The 19,883-nt window shown below is 66.3% G+C and carries 21 protein-coding genes and 1 pseudogene; 8 read left to right on the top strand and 14 right to left on the bottom strand.

Translation table 11 applies throughout. The annotated features are described in order from the left end of the window. Positions 1 to 3 precede the first annotated feature (3 nt). The gene (locus ACYVN4_RS20565) at positions 4 to 1,533 is read right to left on the bottom strand and encodes a phosphatase PAP2 family protein (RefSeq protein ID WP_460723486.1); all 1,530 of its coding nucleotides are present in this window, start codon (positions 1,531 to 1,533) and stop codon (positions 4 to 6) included. 133 nt (positions 1,534 to 1,666) lie between these two features. On the opposite strand from ACYVN4_RS20565, the gene ACYVN4_RS20560 reads away from it, so the two are divergent. After that, positions 1,667 to 3,775: a catalase gene (locus ACYVN4_RS20560; protein WP_460723484.1), complete on the top strand. Its 2,109-nt coding sequence runs from the start codon at positions 1,667 to 1,669 to the stop codon at positions 3,773 to 3,775. Positions 3,776 to 3,790: 15 nt separating this feature from the next. On the opposite strand, the gene ACYVN4_RS20555 is transcribed toward ACYVN4_RS20560, so the two are convergent. From ACYVN4_RS20555 to ACYVN4_RS20500, 12 genes and pseudogenes are all read right to left on the bottom strand, one after another. Continuing rightward, positions 3,791 to 4,297, bottom strand: a complete 507-nt coding sequence (locus ACYVN4_RS20555) for a DUF6328 family protein (protein ID WP_460723482.1) — start codon at positions 4,295 to 4,297, stop codon at positions 3,791 to 3,793. A gap of 351 nt (positions 4,298 to 4,648) precedes the next feature. Further along, positions 4,649 to 4,972 (bottom strand): SDR family NAD(P)-dependent oxidoreductase, encoded by a 324-nt coding sequence (locus ACYVN4_RS20550; protein WP_460723480.1) that lies wholly within the window; start codon positions 4,970 to 4,972, stop codon positions 4,649 to 4,651. Beyond that, complete coding sequence (locus ACYVN4_RS20545) at positions 4,969 to 6,483, bottom strand: FAD-dependent oxidoreductase (RefSeq protein WP_460724049.1); 1,515 nt, start codon at positions 6,481 to 6,483, stop codon at positions 4,969 to 4,971. Before ACYVN4_RS20545 ends, ACYVN4_RS20550 begins: the two co-directional genes overlap by 4 nt. Positions 6,484 to 6,651: 168 nt before the next feature. Beyond that, a pseudogene (locus ACYVN4_RS20540) lies at positions 6,652 to 7,080 on the bottom strand (aconitase family protein); the annotation flags it as partial. After that, positions 7,077 to 7,244, bottom strand: a complete 168-nt coding sequence (locus ACYVN4_RS20535) for a hypothetical protein (RefSeq protein ID WP_460723478.1) — start codon at positions 7,242 to 7,244, stop codon at positions 7,077 to 7,079. The gene ACYVN4_RS20535 and the pseudogene ACYVN4_RS20540, both read right to left, overlap by 4 nt. Before the next feature lie 19 nt (positions 7,245 to 7,263). Continuing rightward, positions 7,264 to 7,554 (bottom strand): hypothetical protein, encoded by a 291-nt coding sequence (locus ACYVN4_RS20530; RefSeq protein ID WP_460723476.1) that lies wholly within the window; start codon positions 7,552 to 7,554, stop codon positions 7,264 to 7,266. Positions 7,555 to 8,348: 794 nt separating this feature from the next. Next, positions 8,349 to 9,311: a ferritin-like domain-containing protein gene (locus ACYVN4_RS20525; protein WP_460723474.1), complete on the bottom strand. Its 963-nt coding sequence runs from the start codon at positions 9,309 to 9,311 to the stop codon at positions 8,349 to 8,351. A gap of 221 nt (positions 9,312 to 9,532) precedes the next feature. After that, the gene (locus tag ACYVN4_RS20520; RefSeq protein WP_460723472.1) at positions 9,533 to 11,884 is read right to left on the bottom strand and encodes a glycoside hydrolase family 65 protein; all 2,352 of its coding nucleotides are present in this window, start codon (positions 11,882 to 11,884) and stop codon (positions 9,533 to 9,535) included. Then, positions 11,881 to 12,636, bottom strand: a complete 756-nt coding sequence (locus ACYVN4_RS20515; protein WP_460723470.1) for an HAD family hydrolase — start codon at positions 12,634 to 12,636, stop codon at positions 11,881 to 11,883. Before ACYVN4_RS20515 ends, ACYVN4_RS20520 begins: the two co-directional genes overlap by 4 nt. Position 12,637: 1 nt before the next feature. Continuing rightward, complete coding sequence (locus ACYVN4_RS20510) at positions 12,638 to 12,826, bottom strand: DUF2795 domain-containing protein (RefSeq protein ID WP_460723468.1); 189 nt, start codon at positions 12,824 to 12,826, stop codon at positions 12,638 to 12,640. Between the two features lie 127 nt (positions 12,827 to 12,953). After that, on the bottom strand, positions 12,954 to 13,349 hold the full coding sequence (locus tag ACYVN4_RS20505; protein ID WP_460724048.1) for a CBS domain-containing protein: 396 nt from the start codon (positions 13,347 to 13,349) through the stop codon (positions 12,954 to 12,956). Positions 13,350 to 13,719: 370 nt separating this feature from the next. Continuing rightward, complete coding sequence (locus tag ACYVN4_RS20500; RefSeq protein WP_460723466.1) at positions 13,720 to 14,289, bottom strand: hemerythrin domain-containing protein; 570 nt, start codon at positions 14,287 to 14,289, stop codon at positions 13,720 to 13,722. A gap of 246 nt (positions 14,290 to 14,535) precedes the next feature. On the opposite strand from ACYVN4_RS20500, the gene ACYVN4_RS20495 reads away from it, so the two are divergent. From ACYVN4_RS20495 to ACYVN4_RS20465, 7 genes are all read left to right on the top strand, one after another. Next, complete coding sequence (locus ACYVN4_RS20495; protein ID WP_460723464.1) at positions 14,536 to 15,651, top strand: enolase C-terminal domain-like protein; 1,116 nt, start codon at positions 14,536 to 14,538, stop codon at positions 15,649 to 15,651. 75 nt (positions 15,652 to 15,726) lie between these two features. Beyond that, positions 15,727 to 16,338, top strand: a complete 612-nt coding sequence (locus ACYVN4_RS20490; RefSeq protein WP_460723462.1) for a flavodoxin family protein — start codon at positions 15,727 to 15,729, stop codon at positions 16,336 to 16,338. 110 nt (positions 16,339 to 16,448) lie between these two features. Continuing rightward, on the top strand, positions 16,449 to 16,703 hold the full coding sequence (locus ACYVN4_RS20485; protein WP_460723461.1) for a BON domain-containing protein: 255 nt from the start codon (positions 16,449 to 16,451) through the stop codon (positions 16,701 to 16,703). After that, complete coding sequence (locus tag ACYVN4_RS20480) at positions 16,700 to 17,020, top strand: hypothetical protein (protein ID WP_460723459.1); 321 nt, start codon at positions 16,700 to 16,702, stop codon at positions 17,018 to 17,020. Before ACYVN4_RS20485 ends, ACYVN4_RS20480 begins: the two co-directional genes overlap by 4 nt. Before the next feature lie 502 nt (positions 17,021 to 17,522). Further along, positions 17,523 to 17,900, top strand: a complete 378-nt coding sequence (locus ACYVN4_RS20475) for an STAS domain-containing protein (protein WP_460723457.1) — start codon at positions 17,523 to 17,525, stop codon at positions 17,898 to 17,900. A 102-nt stretch (positions 17,901 to 18,002) separates the two neighbouring features. After that, on the top strand, positions 18,003 to 18,710 hold the full coding sequence (locus tag ACYVN4_RS20470; RefSeq protein WP_460723455.1) for an ATP-binding protein: 708 nt from the start codon (positions 18,003 to 18,005) through the stop codon (positions 18,708 to 18,710). Between the two features lie 212 nt (positions 18,711 to 18,922). Continuing rightward, positions 18,923 to 19,123: a hypothetical protein gene (locus ACYVN4_RS20465; RefSeq protein ID WP_460723454.1), complete on the top strand. Its 201-nt coding sequence runs from the start codon at positions 18,923 to 18,925 to the stop codon at positions 19,121 to 19,123. 419 nt (positions 19,124 to 19,542) lie between these two features. Here ACYVN4_RS20465 and ACYVN4_RS20460 read toward each other — a convergent pair whose 3' ends face one another. Beyond that, entirely contained in the window at positions 19,543 to 19,821 is a 279-nt protein-coding gene (locus ACYVN4_RS20460; protein ID WP_460723453.1) for a cold shock domain-containing protein, read from the bottom strand. Positions 19,822 to 19,883: the final 62 nt, after the last annotated feature.

Genomic DNA, 19,883 nt, shown 5'->3' with positions numbered 1-19,883 from the left:
GGCCTACCCGCGATGGTGTGGGCGGGTGCGGTTGATCCAGAGGTCGTTGGATTCGTCGCGCCGATAGGCGGTGAGGCGGCCTGCGATGTGGAAGCGGACGGTGTGGGCGGAGCCCACGATTTCGCCGTCGGCGGCCAGCGGTTCGCGAATGGGTAGCTCGACGGTCAGTTCGGTGGCCAGGCGTTCGCCGTAGACCTTGCTGTGGCCGACTGCGGTCAGCAACAGGGCAATCACCGCGCGGGTCCGAGACCAGCGCAGGTCGGCGCGCAGCCATCGAATATCGAGCAGGCCGGTGTCGAGCCGGTCACGAAACGCGGGTACCGCGCCGAGCGGTTGATAGGCGCCATTGCCGATGAACAGGAACCAGACTCGCTGTCGGCGGCCGTTCATGCGGATCTCGATCGGCTCGGCGCGCCTTAGCGTGGTCACGGCGGCGGCCGCGAATGCGAGCCATCGACCTCGGTGCGGCCGCCATCGATTACGCTGCCGCACCATGTCGGAGTAGCTGCCGAGGCTGGCCGTGTTGATGAATTGCCTTGTGCGCAGGCCCTGTTCGTCGTGGTATTCGACGGCCGCGATATCGACGGCGACGGCTTCGCCGGTGCCGGTGGCGTCGAGGACTTCGCGCAGGTCGTACACGCCGAGATCGCGGGCGAAGTGGTTGAGGGTGCCGCAGGGTATGACAACCAGAGGCAGATCGTGGTGCAGGGCCACCGCCGCGGCGGCGGCCACGGTGCCGTCGCCGCCCGCGACGCCCAGCGCCAGCACCGGTCCGGCGTGGTCGGACAGTGCGCGTTCGAGCTGTTCGGTCACCTCGACATCCGGATCACAGCGCACCAGAGTGGCGTCGGGCAACGCGGCGGCGATATCGGCGGTGGGGTCGTGGCCCGGGTTTCCGGCGGCCGGATTGACCAGTGCCAGCAGCCCTTTGCCCCGGATCAGGGCTGGTGCGTCCCGGACGAGCCGGGCCTCGGCTTCGTCGGTCGTGCGGACCGGCCACCAGCGCCGAGTCGCAATGGCGACACCGGTCCCGATGGCCGCACCGGCGAGGACATCGCTGCCCCAGTGCACGCCGGTATGCACCCGCGAATAGGCCACCGTCGCCGCGAGCGGGGCGAGAACCAGTGCGGAGCGCGGACTTTCGAGTGCCACGCCGGTCAGGAACGCGGCCGCGGCAGCGCTGTGCCCGGAGGGGAATGACGACGAGGTGGGTGCCGGAACCAGTCTGCGATGGACCGGCAGCAGTTCGGCGGCTGGTCTCCGGCGTGCGATGAGCGTCTTGAGCCCGGCATTGACGAGGAGGCTCGTGCCGGCCACGGACGCCACGCCGCGCACAGCCGCGCGTCGCGATGTCCCCTTGCGGGTACCCAGGACAGCGGCCAGGAGCAGCCACAACACGCTGAAGTCCGCGCTTCGGGTGAGGCGGATAAGCTCCCGGTCTGTCCTGGTGTCCGGCAGTTTCGCGACCGCGGCGGTCACTGCCCGATCGAAACGCCCGATCCGGTAGAACTTGTGCCGCAACCCGCCGCTCACCTCATCGACACTACCGATCGGGTCGCTGCATCCATGCGCGAAGCGGGTTTGCGCCCCTCCGCTGCGGGTAGCTGCGAGACGTGGTGGGTTCACTCTCGACCACGTTCACCCGCAGATCCGAGAGGCAGCACTGATGGATGACGTATTCGACGAGAAGCAACGGCAACTGGACGCTTATCGCGTCGATCGCGAACGCGGCTTTCTGACGACCCAGCAAGGTGTCCGGGTCGACAACACCGACGACTCGGTGAAGGTCGGCGAGCGCGGTCCGACGCTGCTCCAGGACTTCCACGCCAGAGAGAAGATCACGCACTTCGACCACGAACGCATTCCCGAGCGTGTGGTGCACGCGCGAGGTGCGGGGGCTTACGGGCACTTCCGGCCCTACGACGAGTGGCTCGCCGAGCACACGGTGGCTCACTTCCTCACCGACCCGGCCGTGGAAACCCCGGTGTTCGTGCGATTCTCGACCGTCGCGGGGTCCAGAGGCTCCGCGGATACCGTCCGGGACGTGCGCGGATTCGCGACCAAATTCTATACCGCCGAGGGCAACTACGATCTGGTCGGGAACAACTTTCCGGTGTTCTTCATCCAGGACGGCATCAAGTTCCCCGACTTCGTGCACGCGGTCAAGCCCGAGCCGCACAACGAGATTCCGCAGGCCGCCTCCGCCCACGACACCCTGTGGGACTTCGTCGGGCAGCAGCCGGAAACCCTGCACGCCATCATGTGGCTGATGTCGGACCGCGCACTGCCGCGCAGCTACCGCATGATGCAGGGGTTCGGCGTGCACACCTTCCGGCTCGTGAACGCCGACGGGCTGGGGACTTTCGTGAAGTTCCATTGGAAGCCGAAGCTGGGCGTGCACTCCCTGCTGTGGGACGAGTGCCAGCAGATTGCGGGCCAGGACCCCGACTTCCACCGGCGAGACCTGTGGGACTGTATAGCCGCCGGTCAGTACCCGGAGTGGGAACTCGGCGTGCAGTTGATCCCGGAGGAGAACGAATTCGCGTTCGACTTCGACCTGCTCGATCCGACGAAACTCGTTCCGGAGGAACAGATCCCCGTGATCCCGGTCGGCTCGATGGTGCTCGATCGCAATCCGGACAACTTCTTCGCCGAAACCGAGCAGGTGGCGTTCCATACCGCGAACCTGGTGCCGGGCATCGACTTCACCGATGATCCGCTGCTCCAAATGCGCAACTTCTCTTACCTCGATACCCAGCTGACCCGGCTTGGTGGCCCGAACTTCGCTCAACTGCCCATCAATCGGCCATTGGCCGAGGTGCGCAACCATCAACAGGACGGTCTCGCACAGCACACCATTCCCACGGGCGAGGCCGCGTATACGAAGAACACCATCGGCGGCGGCTGTCCGGCCCTCGGCGGCGACGGCGCCCTCGGGCATTACCCCGAGCCGCTATACGGGGTACCCGCTCGACGGCGGGGCGATGCGTTCCGCGAGTACTACCGGCAGCCCCGCATGTTCTGGAACAGCATGTCAGCCCCCGAGCGCGACCACATCGTGGCGGCCTACGGATTCGAGTTGGGCAAGGTGCAGCGTCCCGCGATTCGCGCGCGCGTTCTCGACCACCTCACTGGCGTCGATCCGGATCTCGCGATCCGCGTCGCCGAGGAGCTTGGCATGCGGGTCATAGCACGTGAATCGGACGCTCCCGAGGTCGGAGTCTCGCCTGCGCTGTCGATCGTGCCCGCCCGTACCGACATGATCGTCACGCGCAAGGTCGCCATTCTGGTTGCCGACGGTGTCGACTCGATCGGCGTGCGCCGACTGCGATCCTGGTTGTCGGACCAGGGAGTGATCGTCGAAATCATTGCTCCGCACGGGGGTTCGGTCCGTGCGGACATCGCGGAGAGAGAACCGCTGGAGGTCGACCATGCGCTGGCGACAGTGTCATCGGTGCTCTACGACGGGGTACTCGTCGCAGGAGGACCAGGCGCGGCGGATACGTTGGCGGCCGACGGCGCCGTCCTGCATTTCGTCCTCGAGGCGTTCAAGCATGCCAAGCCGATCGGCGGCTTCGGCGCCGGAGTCATTCTGCTGCGGATCGCCGGTGTGCTGCCCGATGTCCCGGCCGACAGTGAATTCGTCCAGCGTCACGGTGTGCTCTTCACCGCCGCCGCGGGTGGCGGAGTGCTCGACCACTTCCTGGAATCGTTCGCGGAATTGCTTGCCCAGCATCGGGTGTGGGATCGACTGACCGCCACCGTCCCTGCCTGAGACCGAGCATGTGTATCACTGCCGCGAGCCCAGCCCCCGACGTTGCCGCCACGGGTGAATGACCCAGACCGCGGCGAAGAACAGCCCGAAGCACACGCCTGCCACGCCGGCGGGCAGCGGACCCGCGACGGTATCGAAGATCAGAATCGCGACGCCGGTGAGCGCGATGCCCAGCAGCGCCAGCCCGGCGATGGCGTAACGGTGCGCCGTGACCACCACGCTCGCAATCCGATGGCGGCGGAACAACATTCGATGCGCCGCCACCGGCGCGATCAGGCACACCGTCGCGCTGATCGACGCGGTGACGATCAGCAGGTACAGCATTCGCAGGGCATGCGACGAGTCGGCGAAGCGGTTCTGGAACGGCAAGGTCAGCAGAAAGCCGGTCAACAGCTGAACGCCGGTCTCGACGACACGGAGCTCCTGCATCAGGCTGGTCCAATTGCGGTCCAGCCGTTCGGCTTCCGTTTCGCGCCGGCCGCTGTCGTCCGTTCGGGGTTCCGCCGCCGATGAATCAGACATCGCGGAGTCAATGGCCTTGTCGCACAGCGGCTCCCGCTGGGTCTCGAGTGCGCCGACGTCGCCATTCCCAAACGATCACCGTGGCTCCTGCGGCCAACAGCACCACACAGACGACACCGGCCACCGCGGACCAGATACCGAATCCATATCCACCGGCGACCAGCGCCAAAGCCAGTGCGACGATACCCAGTCCACACAGCACGGCCCCGAGCACGTTGACACCGTCCTCGATTCCCTCTCCAGCATGCCGTCGGCGTAACCTTCGCCATCCGGTTGGCGGCGCAGCACCTGTGCGGCCGGTTGTTCGCTCCACTTCATTCGGATCGGTCGTCATGGGGGACTTCTCTCCGGTCAGTGCTGGCTCGGGATCGTAGACGCGATTACATCGATCCGACCCAATTGCTGGAACGCCGCATCGATCGTCGCGCTGGCGTCGGTCGGGTCGCCGTGCACGAGCACAACTCGTCGGCCGCGCTCGAGTAATTGTTTCCGTGTCTGCTCGGCCTCCTGGCGATCACCCTGGTACGCCAGCACGACGTCGGCTCCGGCGCGGGCGAGGAGGATGGCGACGGTGCGGCCGAGATCCGTGTCGGCTCCTGTCACGATTGCGACGATGCCGGCCAGTTCATAGGCCGCAGAATCGGGCTCGGGTTGGTTCGGCTGAATCAATGTCATGGTGGTGTCTCCTGTCCGGTAATGGTTGTCGACAGCGGTGTCAGGGAATGTGTGGTGGGACCCTCCAGGCGTGTTCCGTCGGCCGCGAAGCGAGAGCCGTGCAGCGGGCAGTCCCAAGACTTTTCGGCCGGATTCCAGCGGACGATGCCGCCCAGATGTGGGCAGATCGCGGAGACCGAGGTGGTCGTGCCGCCCTTGGTGCAGGTTGCGGTCGGGCGGGCGAAGCGGCGTTCGACGCGTCCGGTTCCCTCGGGCGTGCGCAATGGATCGGTCGCGGGGCGGGTCAGATGCCACCAGCCGGCGCAGAATTCCAGGGCGACGGCCGCGTTCGTGCGGACGGCGGCGGGCAGGGATCGCAGTTCGTCCGGCCGCCAGGTGGCGAACACGTCGGCCCAGTCCGGTGACTTGCCGGTGATCCGCCCGACCAGAACGTGCGCGGCCGCCACCGCATTGGTGAAGCCCCATTTTGCGTATCCGGTGGCGAGCAGGATTCCGTCCTGGCCCGGGAGCAACGGCCCCGCGTAGGGAAGTTCGCCGATCGGCAGATAGTCCTGTGCGGACCAACTGGCCAGATGCGTCGCTGCGGGAAACCAGCGTGCGGTCCAGCCGCGCAGCTCGGCGACCTGGTCGTCGGTGTGATCCTCGCGCCCGACCACGTGGCCGTTGCCGCCGACGAGCAAGACGTCACCATCTGGATCGGGCACGGTGCGGATGGACCTCGTCGGCTCACCGGCGGTGATGTACATGGCCTGCGAAACCGGGTGCGGCAGTCGATAAGCCGTGAGATACGACCGGAGCGGAACCAGCCGTGTGAAGAATCCGCCCCGATCCAGAATCGGCGTCCCCGTCGCAAGGATGATCGTGCCCGCGCGCACCGTGCCGTGCTCGGTGGCGATGAGATGGTCGCCCGTGGCCGCGACGCTCACGCCTTCCACGAGACTCGATTCGTAGATGGGTATTGTGTGCGATTCCACGTCGGCGGCGAGGTTCTGCAACAACGACATCGGATTCACCTGAGCCTGTTGTGCGAGCCGCACCCCGCTCAGCGCTGGAAAGGGCGCATCGACGTCGCGGGTGAATTCGACCGGGAGCCCCGCCTCCCGCAATGCACGCAATTCCCGTCTGACGAAGGCAAGTTCGCGCTCGGATTGCGCGTAGGTGAAGGCGTCGGCAACCTGGTGGGGGATACCGTGACCAGCGCAGTACTCCAGCAGCCACTGCTGTCCGGCCCGGCTGGCGTCGAGGTAGGTACGCAGCGTGGAAGCGCCGTGGCGATGCCTGATGCGCTGGCCCCTGATGCCCTGCAACAGACTGATTTTGGCGGTGCTCGCGCCGGTGGTGCCATCGCCGATACGGCGGCCTTCCAGTACCGCAACCTCGATCCCGTTCTCGGCCAACAGCAATGCGGTGACCAAGCCGGTGAGGCCGCCGCCGATGACCACCACGTCGTAGCGCAGTCCCGATGTCACCCGCAGCCGGGCCGGGGTATCGATCTTCCAGACCGGTGTCATGCTCTGGCTATAACCTCTCGGGACGAGGCGAAACCCTGCTGAGCCACGCGAGGTATGAGACCGCCCGCCAGCGCGTCTTGTACCTGCCGAGACGACAGTCGAATCCGTGGTGGTGGCGCCGAGTTCGGCGCCCATATTCGCGACCACATGTCGGTCCATCGCCGACAAGCACGCCAGACCCGGGCCGTGATACTCGATGATGCGGTTGATCCCGCCGCTGACACCGTGGCGGCGCAGCATCGAGTATCACGTCCTTGGCGGAACACCAGTGCGGCAGTTCGCCTTCCAGCCGGATGCCCCATACCTGGGGCATCCGGATATGCAAGGGTCGCCCGGAATCGCCAGCGCCACTTCCAGTCCGCCCACGCCGATGGCCAGCATGCTCAGCGCGCCCGCCGCGCAGGTGTGCGAATCGGAAGCGGCCAACAACTTGCCTGGGATGCCGAAGTGCTGCATGTGGGTCGGATGGGACACGCCATTGCCCGCCTTCGAGAACCACAGTCCGAAGCGCTGGGCCGCGGTCCGCAGGTACTCGTGATCCTCGGCGTTGCGCTCGTCGGTCTGGAGCAGATTGTGATCGACGTATTGGGCGCTCACCTCGGTCCGGGCGCGATCGAGGTTAGCGCCTCCAGTTCCTGCATCACCAAGGTGCCGGTGGCGTCCTGGGGCAGCGTCTGATCGATCCTGCGCGCGATTTCCGCACCCGGCGTCATCGTGCCGGACACCAGATGCGAAGTGATCAGAGTGCGGGCGAGATTCATGGACATGTCCCGACCGCGTCTATTCGGTGAGGGCCTGTGGTCCGACCACGAACGTGGGGTCGCCCTTGGGGTTGAGACCGGTGTCGAGAATCTTGTCGTCGAAGTAGGCGGCGGACTTCTGGTCGAGGAAGACCCGCGCGCCTTCGGCGTTGAACACCTCGTCGTCCTCGGACGGTGCGGCCGCTACCGCGAGGTGGAAGCTCTCGGCATCGTTCGTGGTGGTGATCCGCAGACCTGCCTGCGGCGGTGCGCCCGCACCGGTGGTGATATCGCGAACCGCCGCTGCGGCAGTGGGAGTGAGCATCAGCATGGGATTTCCTTCCGCTGTCCTGTGCGCCGATCGGATCGTCGGCAGTCGGTCGAGTAACCGAACGATCCGCCCTGAAACGTTCGGCGGGCGGGTTACTTCCGCCCGGACCACCCGGGGATCGACGCAGGACGCGCGCACCACGGCGGCCGTATTTCCGAGCGCCGCAGCCACGCCGGTGGGATTGTCAGCGCCCGAATCCGATGCAGGTTCGGCGCGCTATGGCCGCGGCGGCGCGGAGATCGGGCGGCCATGTGGGGGGCGGCGGGTGTCGCGCCTTCTTCGGGGGTGCCTTCCGCTTCCACCTACGCGCAGGGAGCGGATTACCGCGGGCGACACGGGAAAAGAGTCCAGCGCTCGGCAGTTTCGGTTGTTCAGGTGGAATTCCGCCTCGATATCGTCGGGGCCGGCCGCGAGGCGGCCGCGTAGATCTATCAGCGCGAGCTCGAGACGCGTCAGAGTGGACTGGATATCGACCGGCAGTCCATCCTCCGCGTCCGCTGATGTCTCGCCGTCAACCATCCGGCCGAGGAGCACGAGGGCTGCGAAAGCCGAAGCGAAAAGGTTTCTTTCGGCAGAGTTCAAGAGATTCTCCTAGCGTCCGATCAGCGATCGCCGGTGGAGGTGGGCATTGCCCGCCCTGTAGTGCGCGAAGGGACGGCGCACCATGCCGGGGTGGGCGGGCAATGCATCACATCGGCACCTTCGGTCCATGCTCCGTCGGGCACCGACGTTCTCCGGCTACCCGCAACTACGCCCACGAATCAGGCCGCTGTCGGATCTCCGTGCATCGGGGGTCAATTCAGTCCCGTGATTTCCGGCGCGATCGCGGCGAGGCGGGTCTGGGAGGCCGATACGACGCCGTGCCGGTTCTTGTTCGCCTCCTCGTAGGCGAGAATCGCGCGGAGTTCGGCGGGGGTATCCAATTCCTTGATCGCTGAGACGGTTTGGGACACGTTCAGCTCGTCGTAGTCCTCGATGGGCAGTTCGCTGGGTTCCAGAACGCCGGTCGCGGTGCGGACCGAACGCAACATGTCGGCCGTCGCTTCGGCTCCTTCCCGTCGAGTGACCTGTTCGGCGGTCTGCAGCGCGGCGTCCCGGGAGGCACCGAGGGTCTTGGCCGCGATATCCCGGGCGTGCGCGCCCCGGGCCAGCAGCTCTTCGAGCGCGGGAGGCGCGGCACGGAAGGTATCGAGGACCCGGTCGATGCCGTGGGCGGACCACGACATCGGGATATTGGCCACCTTCATCGCGGTGCCGGTGACGACCTGAAGCGGTGTGCGACGCAACGCTGCCGGACCGCCGAGCGCGTCCTCGGCCAGCACCGTGGTCAGCCAGTCCACGGTCGCGGTATGCGCCTTGATCAGCCGTTCGGCCAGGGCCGCCACATCGGATTGCTTCCCGTCGGTGGCGAGCGCCTTGATGTAGCGGGACCGGTCGAGCAGTTGGTGCTCGAGGGACAGGTCACCGAGTAGGGCTTCCTCGAACGGCCGGCCCTGTTCGCCCAACACCTTGAACGCGGCGATGACCCGCCCAAGGAAGGGGCCGACGACCGCCGGTACGCCACCGAGTGTGCGGATGGCGGATTCGATGACCTCGGCGCGGGCGCGGCCGTTGGCGGCGTTCTCCGATAGCTCGCGGCGCACTGCGTCCGTGCGTGCCTGCGCGATTCGAGCCTCTGCGACCTGTATCTCGGTATTGGTCAGGTCGCGGACCGCACGCAGTTGCGTCAGCAGGGATGTGGTGTCACGTGTGCTCATGGTTATCGTCCTTCGACGGGTTGCGATGGATCGGCGCAACGCTGCACCACCGTTCGACTACCCCGAACCAGAGTTCGAAACCTTGCGCTGCAAACGATTTCGATGCTTCGGTGAGACGCATGGCTTATGGGACCTCACGACGAAGGCGCGCCATCGACGTTGTGCAGCAGCAGAACCGAGATCGAATTTCCCTTGGTCGTCCTGCATGAGGGCTGGAACTTTCATTCGAAATGCGGCAGGCGCGGCCGGGGCGCGCGCCCTCGCGGTTGTGTGATCGCCGGCCGAGGCGGCGGAGGTGGGTTGGCGAGGCTGAGCGGGGTGTCGGTGAGCTTGTGCACGGTGCCGTGGTGGGTGAGTGGCAGCGGGTCGCCCGACAGCAGGCGGTAGGTGGTGGCCGGTCCTGTGATATCGATGGCGATATCGGTTGTGCGCCAGCGGATTCGGAAGGAAAGTCGGTCGATCGATACGGGTAGGCGGGGTGCGAAGGCGGGATGGTCGTCGTGGTCGCGAAAGCCTCCGAAGCCACCTACGCAGCTGAGCCAGGTACCGGCGAGGGCGGCGATGTGCAGTCCGGCGTCGACATTGCCGTACAGGTCGTGCAGGTCGGTGAGCGCGGCTTCGGCGAAGTAGTCGGCTGCCAGGTCGAGATCGCCGATCTCGGCGGCCACCACGGATTGGACGCAGGCCGACAGCGAGGAGTCGCGAACGGTGAGGCCCTCGTAATAGGTGAAGTCGCGGGCCTTCTGTCCGGGGTCGAAGGCATCGGGGCACAGGTACATCGCCAGCACCAGATCGGCCTGTTTGACGACCTGCAATCGGTAGAGGTCGAAGTAGGGATAGTGCAGCAGCAGCGGATACTTCTCCGGCGGTGTGGCGTCGAAATCCCAGCTGTCGTAGCGGGTGAAGCCCTCGGCCTGCTCGTGCACACCGAGCTCGCTGTTGAACGGCAGCATCATGGCGTCGGCGCACTCACACCAACGGGTGATCTCGCCCGCGTCCACTGCCAGCCGCCGGGCCACGTCGGGGCGGCGTCGGCAGGCCGCCGCGGCCTCCCGCAGATTCCGCTGGGCCAGCAGATTGGTGTAGAGGTTGTTGTCGGCGAGTGCGGAGTACTCGTCGGGTCCGGTGACGCCGTCGATGCGGAAACCGTCGGATTCGTGGTGCCCCAGACTCGGCCACAGTCGTGCAGTCTCGACGAGAAGCTCTACACCGCAATCGGTTTCGAACTGCTCGTCGCGGGTCGCGGTGAGATAGCGTGCGGTCGCGTCGGCGATGTCGGCGTTGACGTGGACGGCGGCGGTGGCGGTGGGCCAGTAGCCGGAGGCTTCGTCGCCGTTGATGGACCGCCACGGGAACATCGCCCCCGCCTGTCCGAGTTCGGTCGCCCGTCGCCGGGCCTGGTCCAGGGTGGCGTGTCGCCAGCGCAGCGCGTCGGCGGCGGCCCGCGGCATCGTGTAAGTGAGCACCGGCAGCACATAGGTTTCGGTGTCCCAGAACGCATGGCCGTCGTAGCCGGGCCCGGTCAAGCCTTTGGCGGGAATCGCCCGCGCCTCACCGCGAGCACCCGCCTGCAGAACGTGGAACATCGCGAACCGCACCGCCTGCTGGAGTTCGGGATCACCGGCGAGCTCGACATCGGCGTGCGCCCAATACTCGTCGAGGTAGGCGCGCTGCCGCTGCAGCAGACCGGCCCAGCCGATCTCCCTGCCCACCGCCAGCGCGGCCTCCACCTGCGCGCGCAGCGCGGGCCCGGAACGCCGCCCGGACCAGCCGTAGGCGAGGAACTTGGTCAGGCACAGGTCGTTTCCGCGCGCCACATCGGCGGCGATGGTCACTCGGGCCAGGTCGTCCTCGACATGCACTGTGCAGCTGGGTTCGTCTCCGACCTCGAGTTCGTGGTTCATGCCGGCCGCCATCCGCAGCCTGGAGTGCCGAGTGTGATGAACGAGCACCGCGCCGAGCTCACCCGCGCCGCGATGCTCGGCGACCAGCGGTCGGTCCAGGGCGGCGGCCCGCCGGGGATCACCCCCGGGCGGCGAAATGGGCTCGTTCGTAAGCAGATCCGATTGCACGACGAGCGCGAGGTCCTCGTCGACGGGTTCGACACGGTATCGGATCGCGGCCACCGCTCGCTCGGTGAACGATACCAGCCGTTCCGACCGAATCCTGACACGCCGGCCAGTCGGTGAGGTCCACACGGTCTGGCGGCGCAGGGTGCCGGACCGGAAGTCCAGCACCCGTTCGTGCGCCTCGGTGTGCCCGTAGCGCAGATCCATCGGCTCGTCCTCCACGAGCAAGCGGATGATCTTGCCGTCGGTCACGTTCACCACGGTCTGTCCCAGCTCCGGATAGCCGAATCCGGCTTCGGCGTAGGGAAGCGGCCGAGTTTCGTAGAAGCCGTTGAGATAGGTGCCGGGCAGGCCGACCGGTTCCCCTTCCTCGAGGGTGCCGCGCAATCCGAGGTGGCCGTTGGACAACGCGAAGATCGATTCGGTCCGATGCAGGTCGTCCAGATCCACTCCGCACCAGCGTAATTCCCAGGGTTCGATCCGGAATCCGTTATCACCGTTCATGAGCGGCTCAAGTCGGAGAAGGAGGATACGACGATATCCGCGCCCGCGTTCCGTAGCGCGGTGATCTGCCGTTGATCACCTGCGTGCTCGATACCGACCACGAATCCGAACGCGCCCGCGCGCCCGGCCTCAACTCCGGCCACCGCATCCTCGAAAACCGCCGCGTGCGAGGGCGATACGTGGAGCGCCGCCGCGGCGGCGAGAAACCCGTCCGGTGCGGGCTTGCCGGGCAGATTCCGCTCGGCGAGGGTATTCCCGTCGACGCGTACCTCGATGAATCCGGACAGTCCCGCGGCCCCGAGTACCGCTGCCGCATTCGCCGAAGAGGACACCACCCCGATCCGCAATCCGGCCGCGTGTACGGCAGACAGGTACTCCGCCGATCCGGGATAGGCGCGTACGCCGTCGTGGTCGATCATGGACTTCAGCAGTCGATCCTTGCGGTCCCCGATCCCGCGCACCGTCCAACGGTCGCCGGCGCCATCGCTGTTTCCCTCCGGCACAGTGATATTCCGTGATCTGAGGAACTCGCGCACACCATCCAGCCGAGGCAGCCCGTCGACATGTGCTTCGTAGTCACGGAGGGAGAATGGCTCGAATCCCGCACCGCACCGCGCGGCCAGGAATTCGTCGAAGACCTGCTTCCAGGCGCGCTCGTGCAGGGCCGCGGTACCGGTCAGCACTCCGTCGAGATCGAACAATGCTGCAGCGATAGCGTCCGGCAAGCCCAGCTCCGCCATACGATGTGCCATGTCAGCGGGCTACAGCCCGGCTCACGGCGTGCGGTCCCTCATACTCGCGGTCGGGGAGTTGACGCAGGTGGTCGAGGATGGTGGTGTCTGCCCCGTTCTTCCCGGCGAGGCGGACCAGGTCGTCGCGGTTGGCCGGATAGTCGGCTCCGCGCAGAAACTTCTGCAGCTGAATCGGATTGATCGTCGCCATGATGACACTCCTGTTGTGCGGCACTCCCGTTGTCGACCGCCTACCCGGCCGCCGCGCCTCGAAACGCATGCCGCGCGGGTGCGGCCGGACCGAGTACCGGTCGCACCCGTAACCGCGGAACACCGGATTACTTCTGCGAAATCGCTTCCACGACTTCACCGGAGGCCCGGTATTCCAAGAGGCGTGCGATATCGGCCTGCGCGATGATGCCCACCAACCGGTTCTGGTCGATCACCGGTAGTCTGCGTACCCGGTGGGCCGCCATCAGCTCCATCACTCGCCGCACGTCATCGTCGGCCTGCACGACGACAGGTATTCCCTCGGCCAGGTCGCTGACCTTCACCCCGTTCGGATCCTGGCGTTGCGCAACAACTTTCACCACTATGTCCCGATCGGTCAGCATGCCTTTGAGCTTGCCGTCCTCCCCGCAGATCGGCAGCGCGCCGACCTCCAGGTCGACCATCTGGCGCGCGGCCGTGAGCACGGAGTCGCTGGCTCGTGCACACTGGCAGTCGGGCGTCATGATGTCGCGAGCGGTTGTCCCGCTCTGACTTCCGGTGTGTGGGTGATCTCCTGCGATCGTCATCGCTGTCCTCCTATTCGTTCCCCCGCCGAACGGCTTTACCCGGCCCCCGCCGAGGTATTCAGCTGTCGGGCGAAGCATTCGGATCCGTGGGTTTGCGGTGTCGTGAGATTCCTTCTTGTGGGTACAGCGGATGAGTCCCCGCGAGCAGAAGGTCAGGAGGTGAGAATCGCGATGTCACCCATGTGGATGCAGACGATGGAGATGCTGCGCGACGTGTGGAACATGCTGTTCCCGTCCATGCCCATGTAATGAAGTCGATCGATTCGGAAGGGCCGGTGACGTCATCGACGACCGGCCCGTTCGACTCTCAGGCGTCGCCGCTCTGGCGACGCCAGTCCCGGATGGCATCGCGGATGCGGTCGAAGACCGCCAGCGGCGGGCCGATGAGCAGGTTGGCCGTCGCGGACTCGCCGACACCCGGATGGGGGCGGGTGGGGGCGAGGGTCTCGGCGAAGTGGACCACCCGTGCGAGGCGCACGCGTTCCTCCGGGGACGCGTGGATGAGCAACTGCGCGAATTCCTCCTTCTCCTCCAGTTCCGCGTGGTCGACCACCTTTTCGGCGAAGGTGCGGAATCCGGTGTCGAAGTCCGCGTGGTCGACACCGAGCTCGGCGAGCCGGGCCAGCGTGTGTTTGGCCTCGTTCTCCTCGCGCAGGCGGGTGTCGACGATCTCGTCGCTGACCGCGTGGCGGCGGGCCGCGGGATGCACGACCTCCTCTTCGGCGGCCTCGTGGATCGCTAGCAGTCGCACCAGATCCGCGAAGCCGCGCTGCTTCTCGGGTCCGCTGGAGGTGCGCACCAACTCGAGGGCGTGCTTGATCTGACCGTGCTGCGCGAGCAGCAGATCGATGACGTCGGTGCCGTTCTGGTCAGCCATGGGGATGTACCTCCTGTAGCGATGTGCGGGACGCCTCGGACCTACCCGCGCGGTCGAGGTCGAAACAGCCGCAGCACTGCATGTTCGGCGAGGACGTCGCGAATTGATGCGTAGGTCGCGGGCAAGCGGGTACCCGCGCGGCAGCGGAGCCGTGACTGTCCGCATGCAGATCGGTCATCTCCTGCCCAGGATCCGGCCGCGACACACGGCCGAAGTTCTGGCCGAAGCCCTCAGAGGCGGTACCCCATGAGCATCCCCACCATCGACGGCGTCTCGGTCGAGGTCTACCGATTCCCCAACCCGCAACCCGAGGCTGACGGGACCTTGACCTGGGACGCCACCACCGCCGTGGTGGTGACCGTGTCGGCTGGGGACGAATACGGACTGGGCTGGACTTACGGCTCCCCGGCCGCAGCCACCGTCGTCGAGCGGCATCTCGCTCCCGTTCTGCTGGGCTGTTGCCCGGAGGATGTCACCGACGCCTGGGGGCGAATGCACAAGGCGTGCCGCAATATCGGCACGTCCGGCGTGGCCGCACACGCCATCAGTGCGGTCGATATCGCCCTGTGGGATCTGAAGGCGCGCCTGTTGAGGCTGACCTTGCCCACGCTGTTCGGGAAGGTGCGAGAGGCGACGGCGGTCTACGGGTCCGGCGGCTTCGTCAATCTCACCGATGATCAACTGGCCGAGCAGGTGCTGGGCTGGCAGTCAGAGGGCTGCACCGCGGTGAAGATCAAGATCGGTATCGATCAGCGGCGCGATCTCGAGCGAATCACGCTGGTGGACAAGCTGGTTGGTACGGACACGCGTATCATGGTGGACGCGAATGGCGCATACAGCCCGGGCGAGGCACGGCGCATGGGCCACGAACTCGACAGGCTCGGCGTCACCTGGTTCGAGGAACCGGTCACCAGCGACGACCCCGCCGGTCTGCAGTCGGTGCGTGAAGCGGTGCGCTGCGATGTCGCGGCGGGCGAATACATCTGCACCGAGACCGACGCCCTGCGACTCATCGGCTCCGTCGACTGCCTGCAACTCGACGTCACTCGATGCGGCGGGTACACCGGATTTCTGCGCGCCGCCACGCTGGCTGCCGCCCATCACCGCGACATCTCCGCGCACTGTGCGCCCGCCCTGCACGCGAGCGTGGCGGCCTCGGTGCGGCGGCTGCGGCACGTCGAATGGTTCGCCGATCATGCCCGCCTGGAATCCCTGCTGGTGGATGGCGCACCGAAGGTCGACGACGGCCGGATCGCGCCGCGCGGCAACGGGAATGCGGCCGACCCGCACGGCCACGGCATGCGGCTGGCGGCCACGGCCGCGGCATATCGTGAGCCACCGCCCGTGGCTCCCACGCAGTGAAGTGAGGGCGTGTTTGCCTCTGGTCGCGCCGGGTATCGCGGCGGCAAGGACTGATATCGGAAGGCATGGACGATCATGGCGGAACTCAATGCCGTCGCACTGGTGTGCACGCTGCAATCCTCGCCCGCGGATTCCAGCAGCGACCTGCTCGCGCTGCAGATCCTGGATCGCCTCTCGGTGCATGGCATCGGTGGCGAGTCGATTCGCTTGGTGGACCACGATATTCGACCGGGCGTGCGCGCCGACGAGGGCGACGGCGATCAGTGGCCGGCGATCCGGCAGGAGATTCTCGCCTCGGAGATCCTGTTGATCGCGACACCGACTTGGTTGGGCCACATGTCCTCTGTCGCGCAGCGGGCGCTCGAACGCCTCGACGCCGAACTCTCGCACCGCGATGCCGCGGGACGCCCGGCCATGACCGGCAAGGTGGCCATCGTCGCTGTCGTGGGTAACGAGGATGGCGCGCACAAGATCGTCGCCGATCTCTTCCAAGGGCTCAACGACATTGGTTTCACCATCCCGGCCCAGGGCTGTGCCTACTGGAACGGCCAGGCGATGGGGGATACCGACTACCTTGACCTGCCGGAGCAGCCCGCACCGGTGGCCCGCACGATCGACACGCTGGCCCGCAACACCGCACACCTGGCTCAACTGCTGACCCGGCAGCGCTATCCCGGCGGAAGGTAGGCGCAACCCGATGGCCGCCACGATCGACGAACAGTTGCACGCGCTCACCCGCGCTATGCGCGAGCCATTCTCGGCCTGCCGGCTGATCTGCACGTGATCGAGGAGACAGCATGAACGACGGCGGCAAATACCTCATCGCCCGATTGCGCCGAGTCCTGCACCAGGACGCCCACACCGCCGGATCGGGCATCGAGGTGATGGTCAGCGGGCTGGTCGTCTCGCTGACCGGACGGGTCAGCAGCGCCGAGAGCCGCGGCCACATTGAAGCGGTGGTCCGCGAGGCGCTGCCGGGCTTCGCGGTACACAACGAGATCCAGGTGCTGCCGCCGACCCGGCCGCGGGTCGTGGAAACCCTGGGCGAATGAGGATCGCGGCCGTCGGAGACATCCACCTCAGCACCGAATCGCAGGGCCTGTTCCGCCTGGCACTGGCGGATCTTGGCCGAGCGCGCGGATGCGCGGAGGAGTTCGGCGGCCTCGACGTCCCGGTGATGGCCGTTCTCGGCAATCACGACCACCACGGCGACGTGTCCGAACGGATCGCCGAAACACAGTGTGAACGAGGCGTTCTCGTGCACGAAGGGTCAACCGTCACGGTCGACGTGGGCGAGTGTTCGCTGGCACCTTCGGCTTCGGCGGCGGTTTCACGGGGCATTCCGGTAGCGCATTCGGCGAACAACTGATGCGCGAGTGCTTCAGGCGCACAACGACTCTCGTAGAGTCCCTGTGAAACGCCCTGGGCGGCCTGCACTCCGACTCCGGCTAGCCATCACCCACTACTTCCCGGTGCCCGACACCCTGCGTGGCGAAACCCCGTGACATCTACGCCTTGGTCATCCGCGCGGCCTATGCGCTCTATCAGGTCGATCCCGTCCGTCACTGCAACGCCACTGGTCCCGCAGCGGTATCGGCCGCAGGCGTCAAGACGATGGTTCGGCGGACCTGGCTGAGGGGGATGCGAGCGGGGTAGGCACGCAGCCACGGGTGTCAAACGCAAGAATGCGCTGTATCCGACCATGCTCGAAGTGTCGCCGCCGGATGTTGGAACAAGTCGGTAGCGGGCGTACCCGTGGACGGGTACGCCCGTGAAACGCATTGTACTAGTTGCGATTTCACTCAATTTGATGGGTGATCGACATCGTGATTTCGATTCGCGGATCCGGGTATTCATCTACCGTGATTCGCATGAATCAGCGAGACCGTGAGGTTCTCGGCTGTACCGGATCTCCGCTACGTGTGAGCTGGGATTCGCTGGGCGATGATGTGGTCGTCCAGGTTGCGGGAGAGATCGATCTGTCCACCGCGGACCAGTTCGACACCGCGTTGCGGGCGGCAACCGAGATCACCGAGCCGGGTGCCCGATTGATAGTGGATCTGGAAAAGGTCGAGTTTCTCGGCGCGGCAGGACTGAATGGATTGCTCCGAGCGTGTGAACGCTGCACCGCGCGCGATGTCGGTCTGGTCTCGGTGGCAGCGCACCCGATGGTGACCAAGCCGGTGCAGGTGCTGGGCATGGCTGTCCTGCTGGGATTGGTGGCACGGTTCCCGGAGGACTGTGCGTGACTAGAGAGGTGATGGAAAGTGCTGGGCGGCACCGAGATACAGTGGGGTATAGCCGAGCGGCAGGGCTGTTCGGTGGTATATCCGCAGGGTGATCTGACCCCGATGTCCTACCGTGACTTCACCGACAGCCTGGTGAAATTCGCGGTGGAAGAGCCGCGCGCCCTGGTTGTGGTCGTCGATGAGCTGCGGGTGGAGTCCGAGCCGCTCTACACCGCTTTCGCCAGTGCGTGGATGCGCGTGGGCGACTGGCCGGGGGTACCGATCCGGCTGGTCGTAAGCACCGAGTCGCGCCGAGAGCTGCTGCATGCCAGCGCGATACATCGCTTCATTCCCGTCTGCGCCGACGTCCCCGAGGCGATGCGTGGGCTGGCCGACCAGCCGCCTCGCCGGCGCGCCATCGTGAATTTGGTGCGCGCCGCCAGCTGCGGGCAGCGGGCGCGTCGATTCGTCGACGCGACATGTGAACGCTGGCACGTAGCGGAAGCGCGCGGTGATGCTCTGCTGATTGCCACTGAGCTGGTCGAGAATTCGTTCCTGCACAGCGCCGTGGATGGTGATATGCAGTTGCGCCTGGAATTGCGCAACCAGCTGTTCACCATCGCGGTCGGTGACGACGACCCGCACGAAGCCCTGTTGCGCGAACCCGGTGCGGGCGGCTCTCGGCACTACGGGCTGCATCTCGTCGCCCGGCTGGCGCGCAGTTGGGGATGCGCACCGCGGTGGCCGACCGGCAAAGTGGTGTGGGCGGTGCTGGCCACCGGCCAGCGTCGGAGTATGCCCGGCGATCTGATGCTCGGTCAGGACTTCTGATCGCCGATGCCGTTGGGCTCCCCCCCGTACGCCCGCGTTTCCGGTTTATGGAAGGCGCCGTCGTACCCGTGAATTCGGCGGCACGGTAACACGTATCCCGTATAGAGCAACGTGCCGGTGAATAGTGATCGGCCGTGTGGGTATCGCGGAAACGTGGGCGGCGGAAGATCGCCCGCATTCGAAATGAAGTCATACCGGAAGGACGTTTCGTCATGCCCGATCCGAAGAACCCCGGTCAGTTCGGTAACCGCCCGGACACCAAGGAGCAGGCCAGTAAGGGCGGCAAGGCCAGTAGCGGCAGCTTCGGCGAGCCCAATTCGGCCGACCCGCACGAAGCCGGTCGTAAGGGTGCCAAGGCGCAGCCGACCGAAGCGAAAGCAGAGGGTGGTCACCACAGCCACGGCGACCGCTGACGGGTCGCTGCGCTCCCCGCGCCGATCCGGGAACCTTTTCCGTGCCGTTGACAGAGCGCGTCTGTGGGCTCCTGGACCGCGTGGCCGGGCGTAATCTTGTTGGTGCTGTACTGTTTTCGGGCAAATCACCCATTCGGCTCAACGGTGAGCAGGTGTGGGTGCCGGGTCGGCGCAGCGCAGTGGTCGCGAGCCCAACGCATGGCTTGCCGAACGCCTCCTGCGGATCCTGCGTTCCTCGTGGGAGGCGTTCCGGAAGCGACTACCCTACGGATGGGACCGGAAACGGTTGTGCCGCGAATGAGGATGGTGATTCCCGCCTTCCGCAGGGGCGATGATCCATGCGCGGCCGATTACTTCTGCTCCTGCACTTGCGAGTCCAGGTGCGCCGCTAGCAGCGAGGCTCGGGTTCGGAGAGCGGGCTATCGGGGGCGGACCCACGTGGCTTGCGCGCCACGCGCGTCTCGCTCGAACGTGAAGATGACAGCCTGATGCTCGAGGAGAGTGCGGTAGCCGGGTTCGTCGATACAGGAATGCTCGACGAAGACGGCACGTTCCGGTTGCCCGTCGGGCGTGATGAATCCGAAACCCTTGGGGGCGTCGAACCACACGACGGTGCCCCGCATCACGGTGCCTATCGGGACGGGATGGTCGCGATGCGACAGTGGCAGATCGGCCGCGGACACTTGCAACCTGGACACGGGGACCTCCTCGGGCATCGGCCTCGACTGTCCCACGGCGGTACCCGGACCGCAGAGCATGA

This window comes from Nocardia heshunensis, assembly GCF_054782115.1.
Note: the sequence above shows the minus strand (reverse complement) of the source record. Positions and strands in the feature narration are given on the sequence as shown.

Bases quoted from the DNA above. Each gene is read 5' to 3' on its own strand.
- ACYVN4_RS20515 (WP_460723470.1), bottom strand. From the start codon at position 12,636: ATGGCACATCGTATGGCGGAGCTGGGCTTGCCGGACGCTATCGCTGCA.
- ACYVN4_RS20525 (WP_460723474.1), bottom strand. From the start codon at position 9,311: ATGAGCACACGTGACACCACATCCCTGCTGACGCAACTGCGTGCGGTC.
- ACYVN4_RS20535 (WP_460723478.1), bottom strand. From the start codon at position 7,244: ATGAATCTCGCCCGCACTCTGATCACTTCGCATCTGGTGTCCGGCACG.
- ACYVN4_RS20545 (WP_460724049.1), bottom strand. From the start codon at position 6,483: ATGACACCGGTCTGGAAGATCGATACCCCGGCCCGGCTGCGGGTGACA.
- ACYVN4_RS20560 (WP_460723484.1), top strand. From the start codon at position 1,667: ATGGATGACGTATTCGACGAGAAGCAACGGCAACTGGACGCTTATCGC.
- ACYVN4_RS20520 (WP_460723472.1), bottom strand. From the start codon at position 11,884: ATGAACGGTGATAACGGATTCCGGATCGAACCCTGGGAATTACGCTGG.
- ACYVN4_RS20470 (WP_460723455.1), top strand. From the start codon at position 18,003: ATGTCCTACCGTGACTTCACCGACAGCCTGGTGAAATTCGCGGTGGAA.
- ACYVN4_RS20550 (WP_460723480.1), bottom strand. From the start codon at position 4,972: ATGACATTGATTCAGCCGAACCAACCCGAGCCCGATTCTGCGGCCTAT.
- ACYVN4_RS20530 (WP_460723476.1), bottom strand. From the start codon at position 7,554: ATGCTGATGCTCACTCCCACTGCCGCAGCGGCGGTTCGCGATATCACC.
- ACYVN4_RS20465 (WP_460723454.1), top strand. From the start codon at position 18,923: ATGCCCGATCCGAAGAACCCCGGTCAGTTCGGTAACCGCCCGGACACC.
- ACYVN4_RS20485 (WP_460723461.1), top strand. From the start codon at position 16,449: ATGAACGACGGCGGCAAATACCTCATCGCCCGATTGCGCCGAGTCCTG.
- ACYVN4_RS20505 (WP_460724048.1), bottom strand. From the start codon at position 13,349: ATGACGCCCGACTGCCAGTGTGCACGAGCCAGCGACTCCGTGCTCACG.
- ACYVN4_RS20555 (WP_460723482.1), bottom strand. From the start codon at position 4,297: ATGTCTGATTCATCGGCGGCGGAACCCCGAACGGACGACAGCGGCCGG.
- ACYVN4_RS20495 (WP_460723464.1), top strand. From the start codon at position 14,536: ATGAGCATCCCCACCATCGACGGCGTCTCGGTCGAGGTCTACCGATTC.
- ACYVN4_RS20480 (WP_460723459.1), top strand. From the start codon at position 16,700: ATGAGGATCGCGGCCGTCGGAGACATCCACCTCAGCACCGAATCGCAG.
- ACYVN4_RS20510 (WP_460723468.1), bottom strand. From the start codon at position 12,826: ATGGCGACGATCAATCCGATTCAGCTGCAGAAGTTTCTGCGCGGAGCC.
- ACYVN4_RS20475 (WP_460723457.1), top strand. From the start codon at position 17,523: ATGAATCAGCGAGACCGTGAGGTTCTCGGCTGTACCGGATCTCCGCTA.
- ACYVN4_RS20490 (WP_460723462.1), top strand. From the start codon at position 15,727: ATGGCGGAACTCAATGCCGTCGCACTGGTGTGCACGCTGCAATCCTCG.
- ACYVN4_RS20500 (WP_460723466.1), bottom strand. From the start codon at position 14,289: ATGGCTGACCAGAACGGCACCGACGTCATCGATCTGCTGCTCGCGCAG.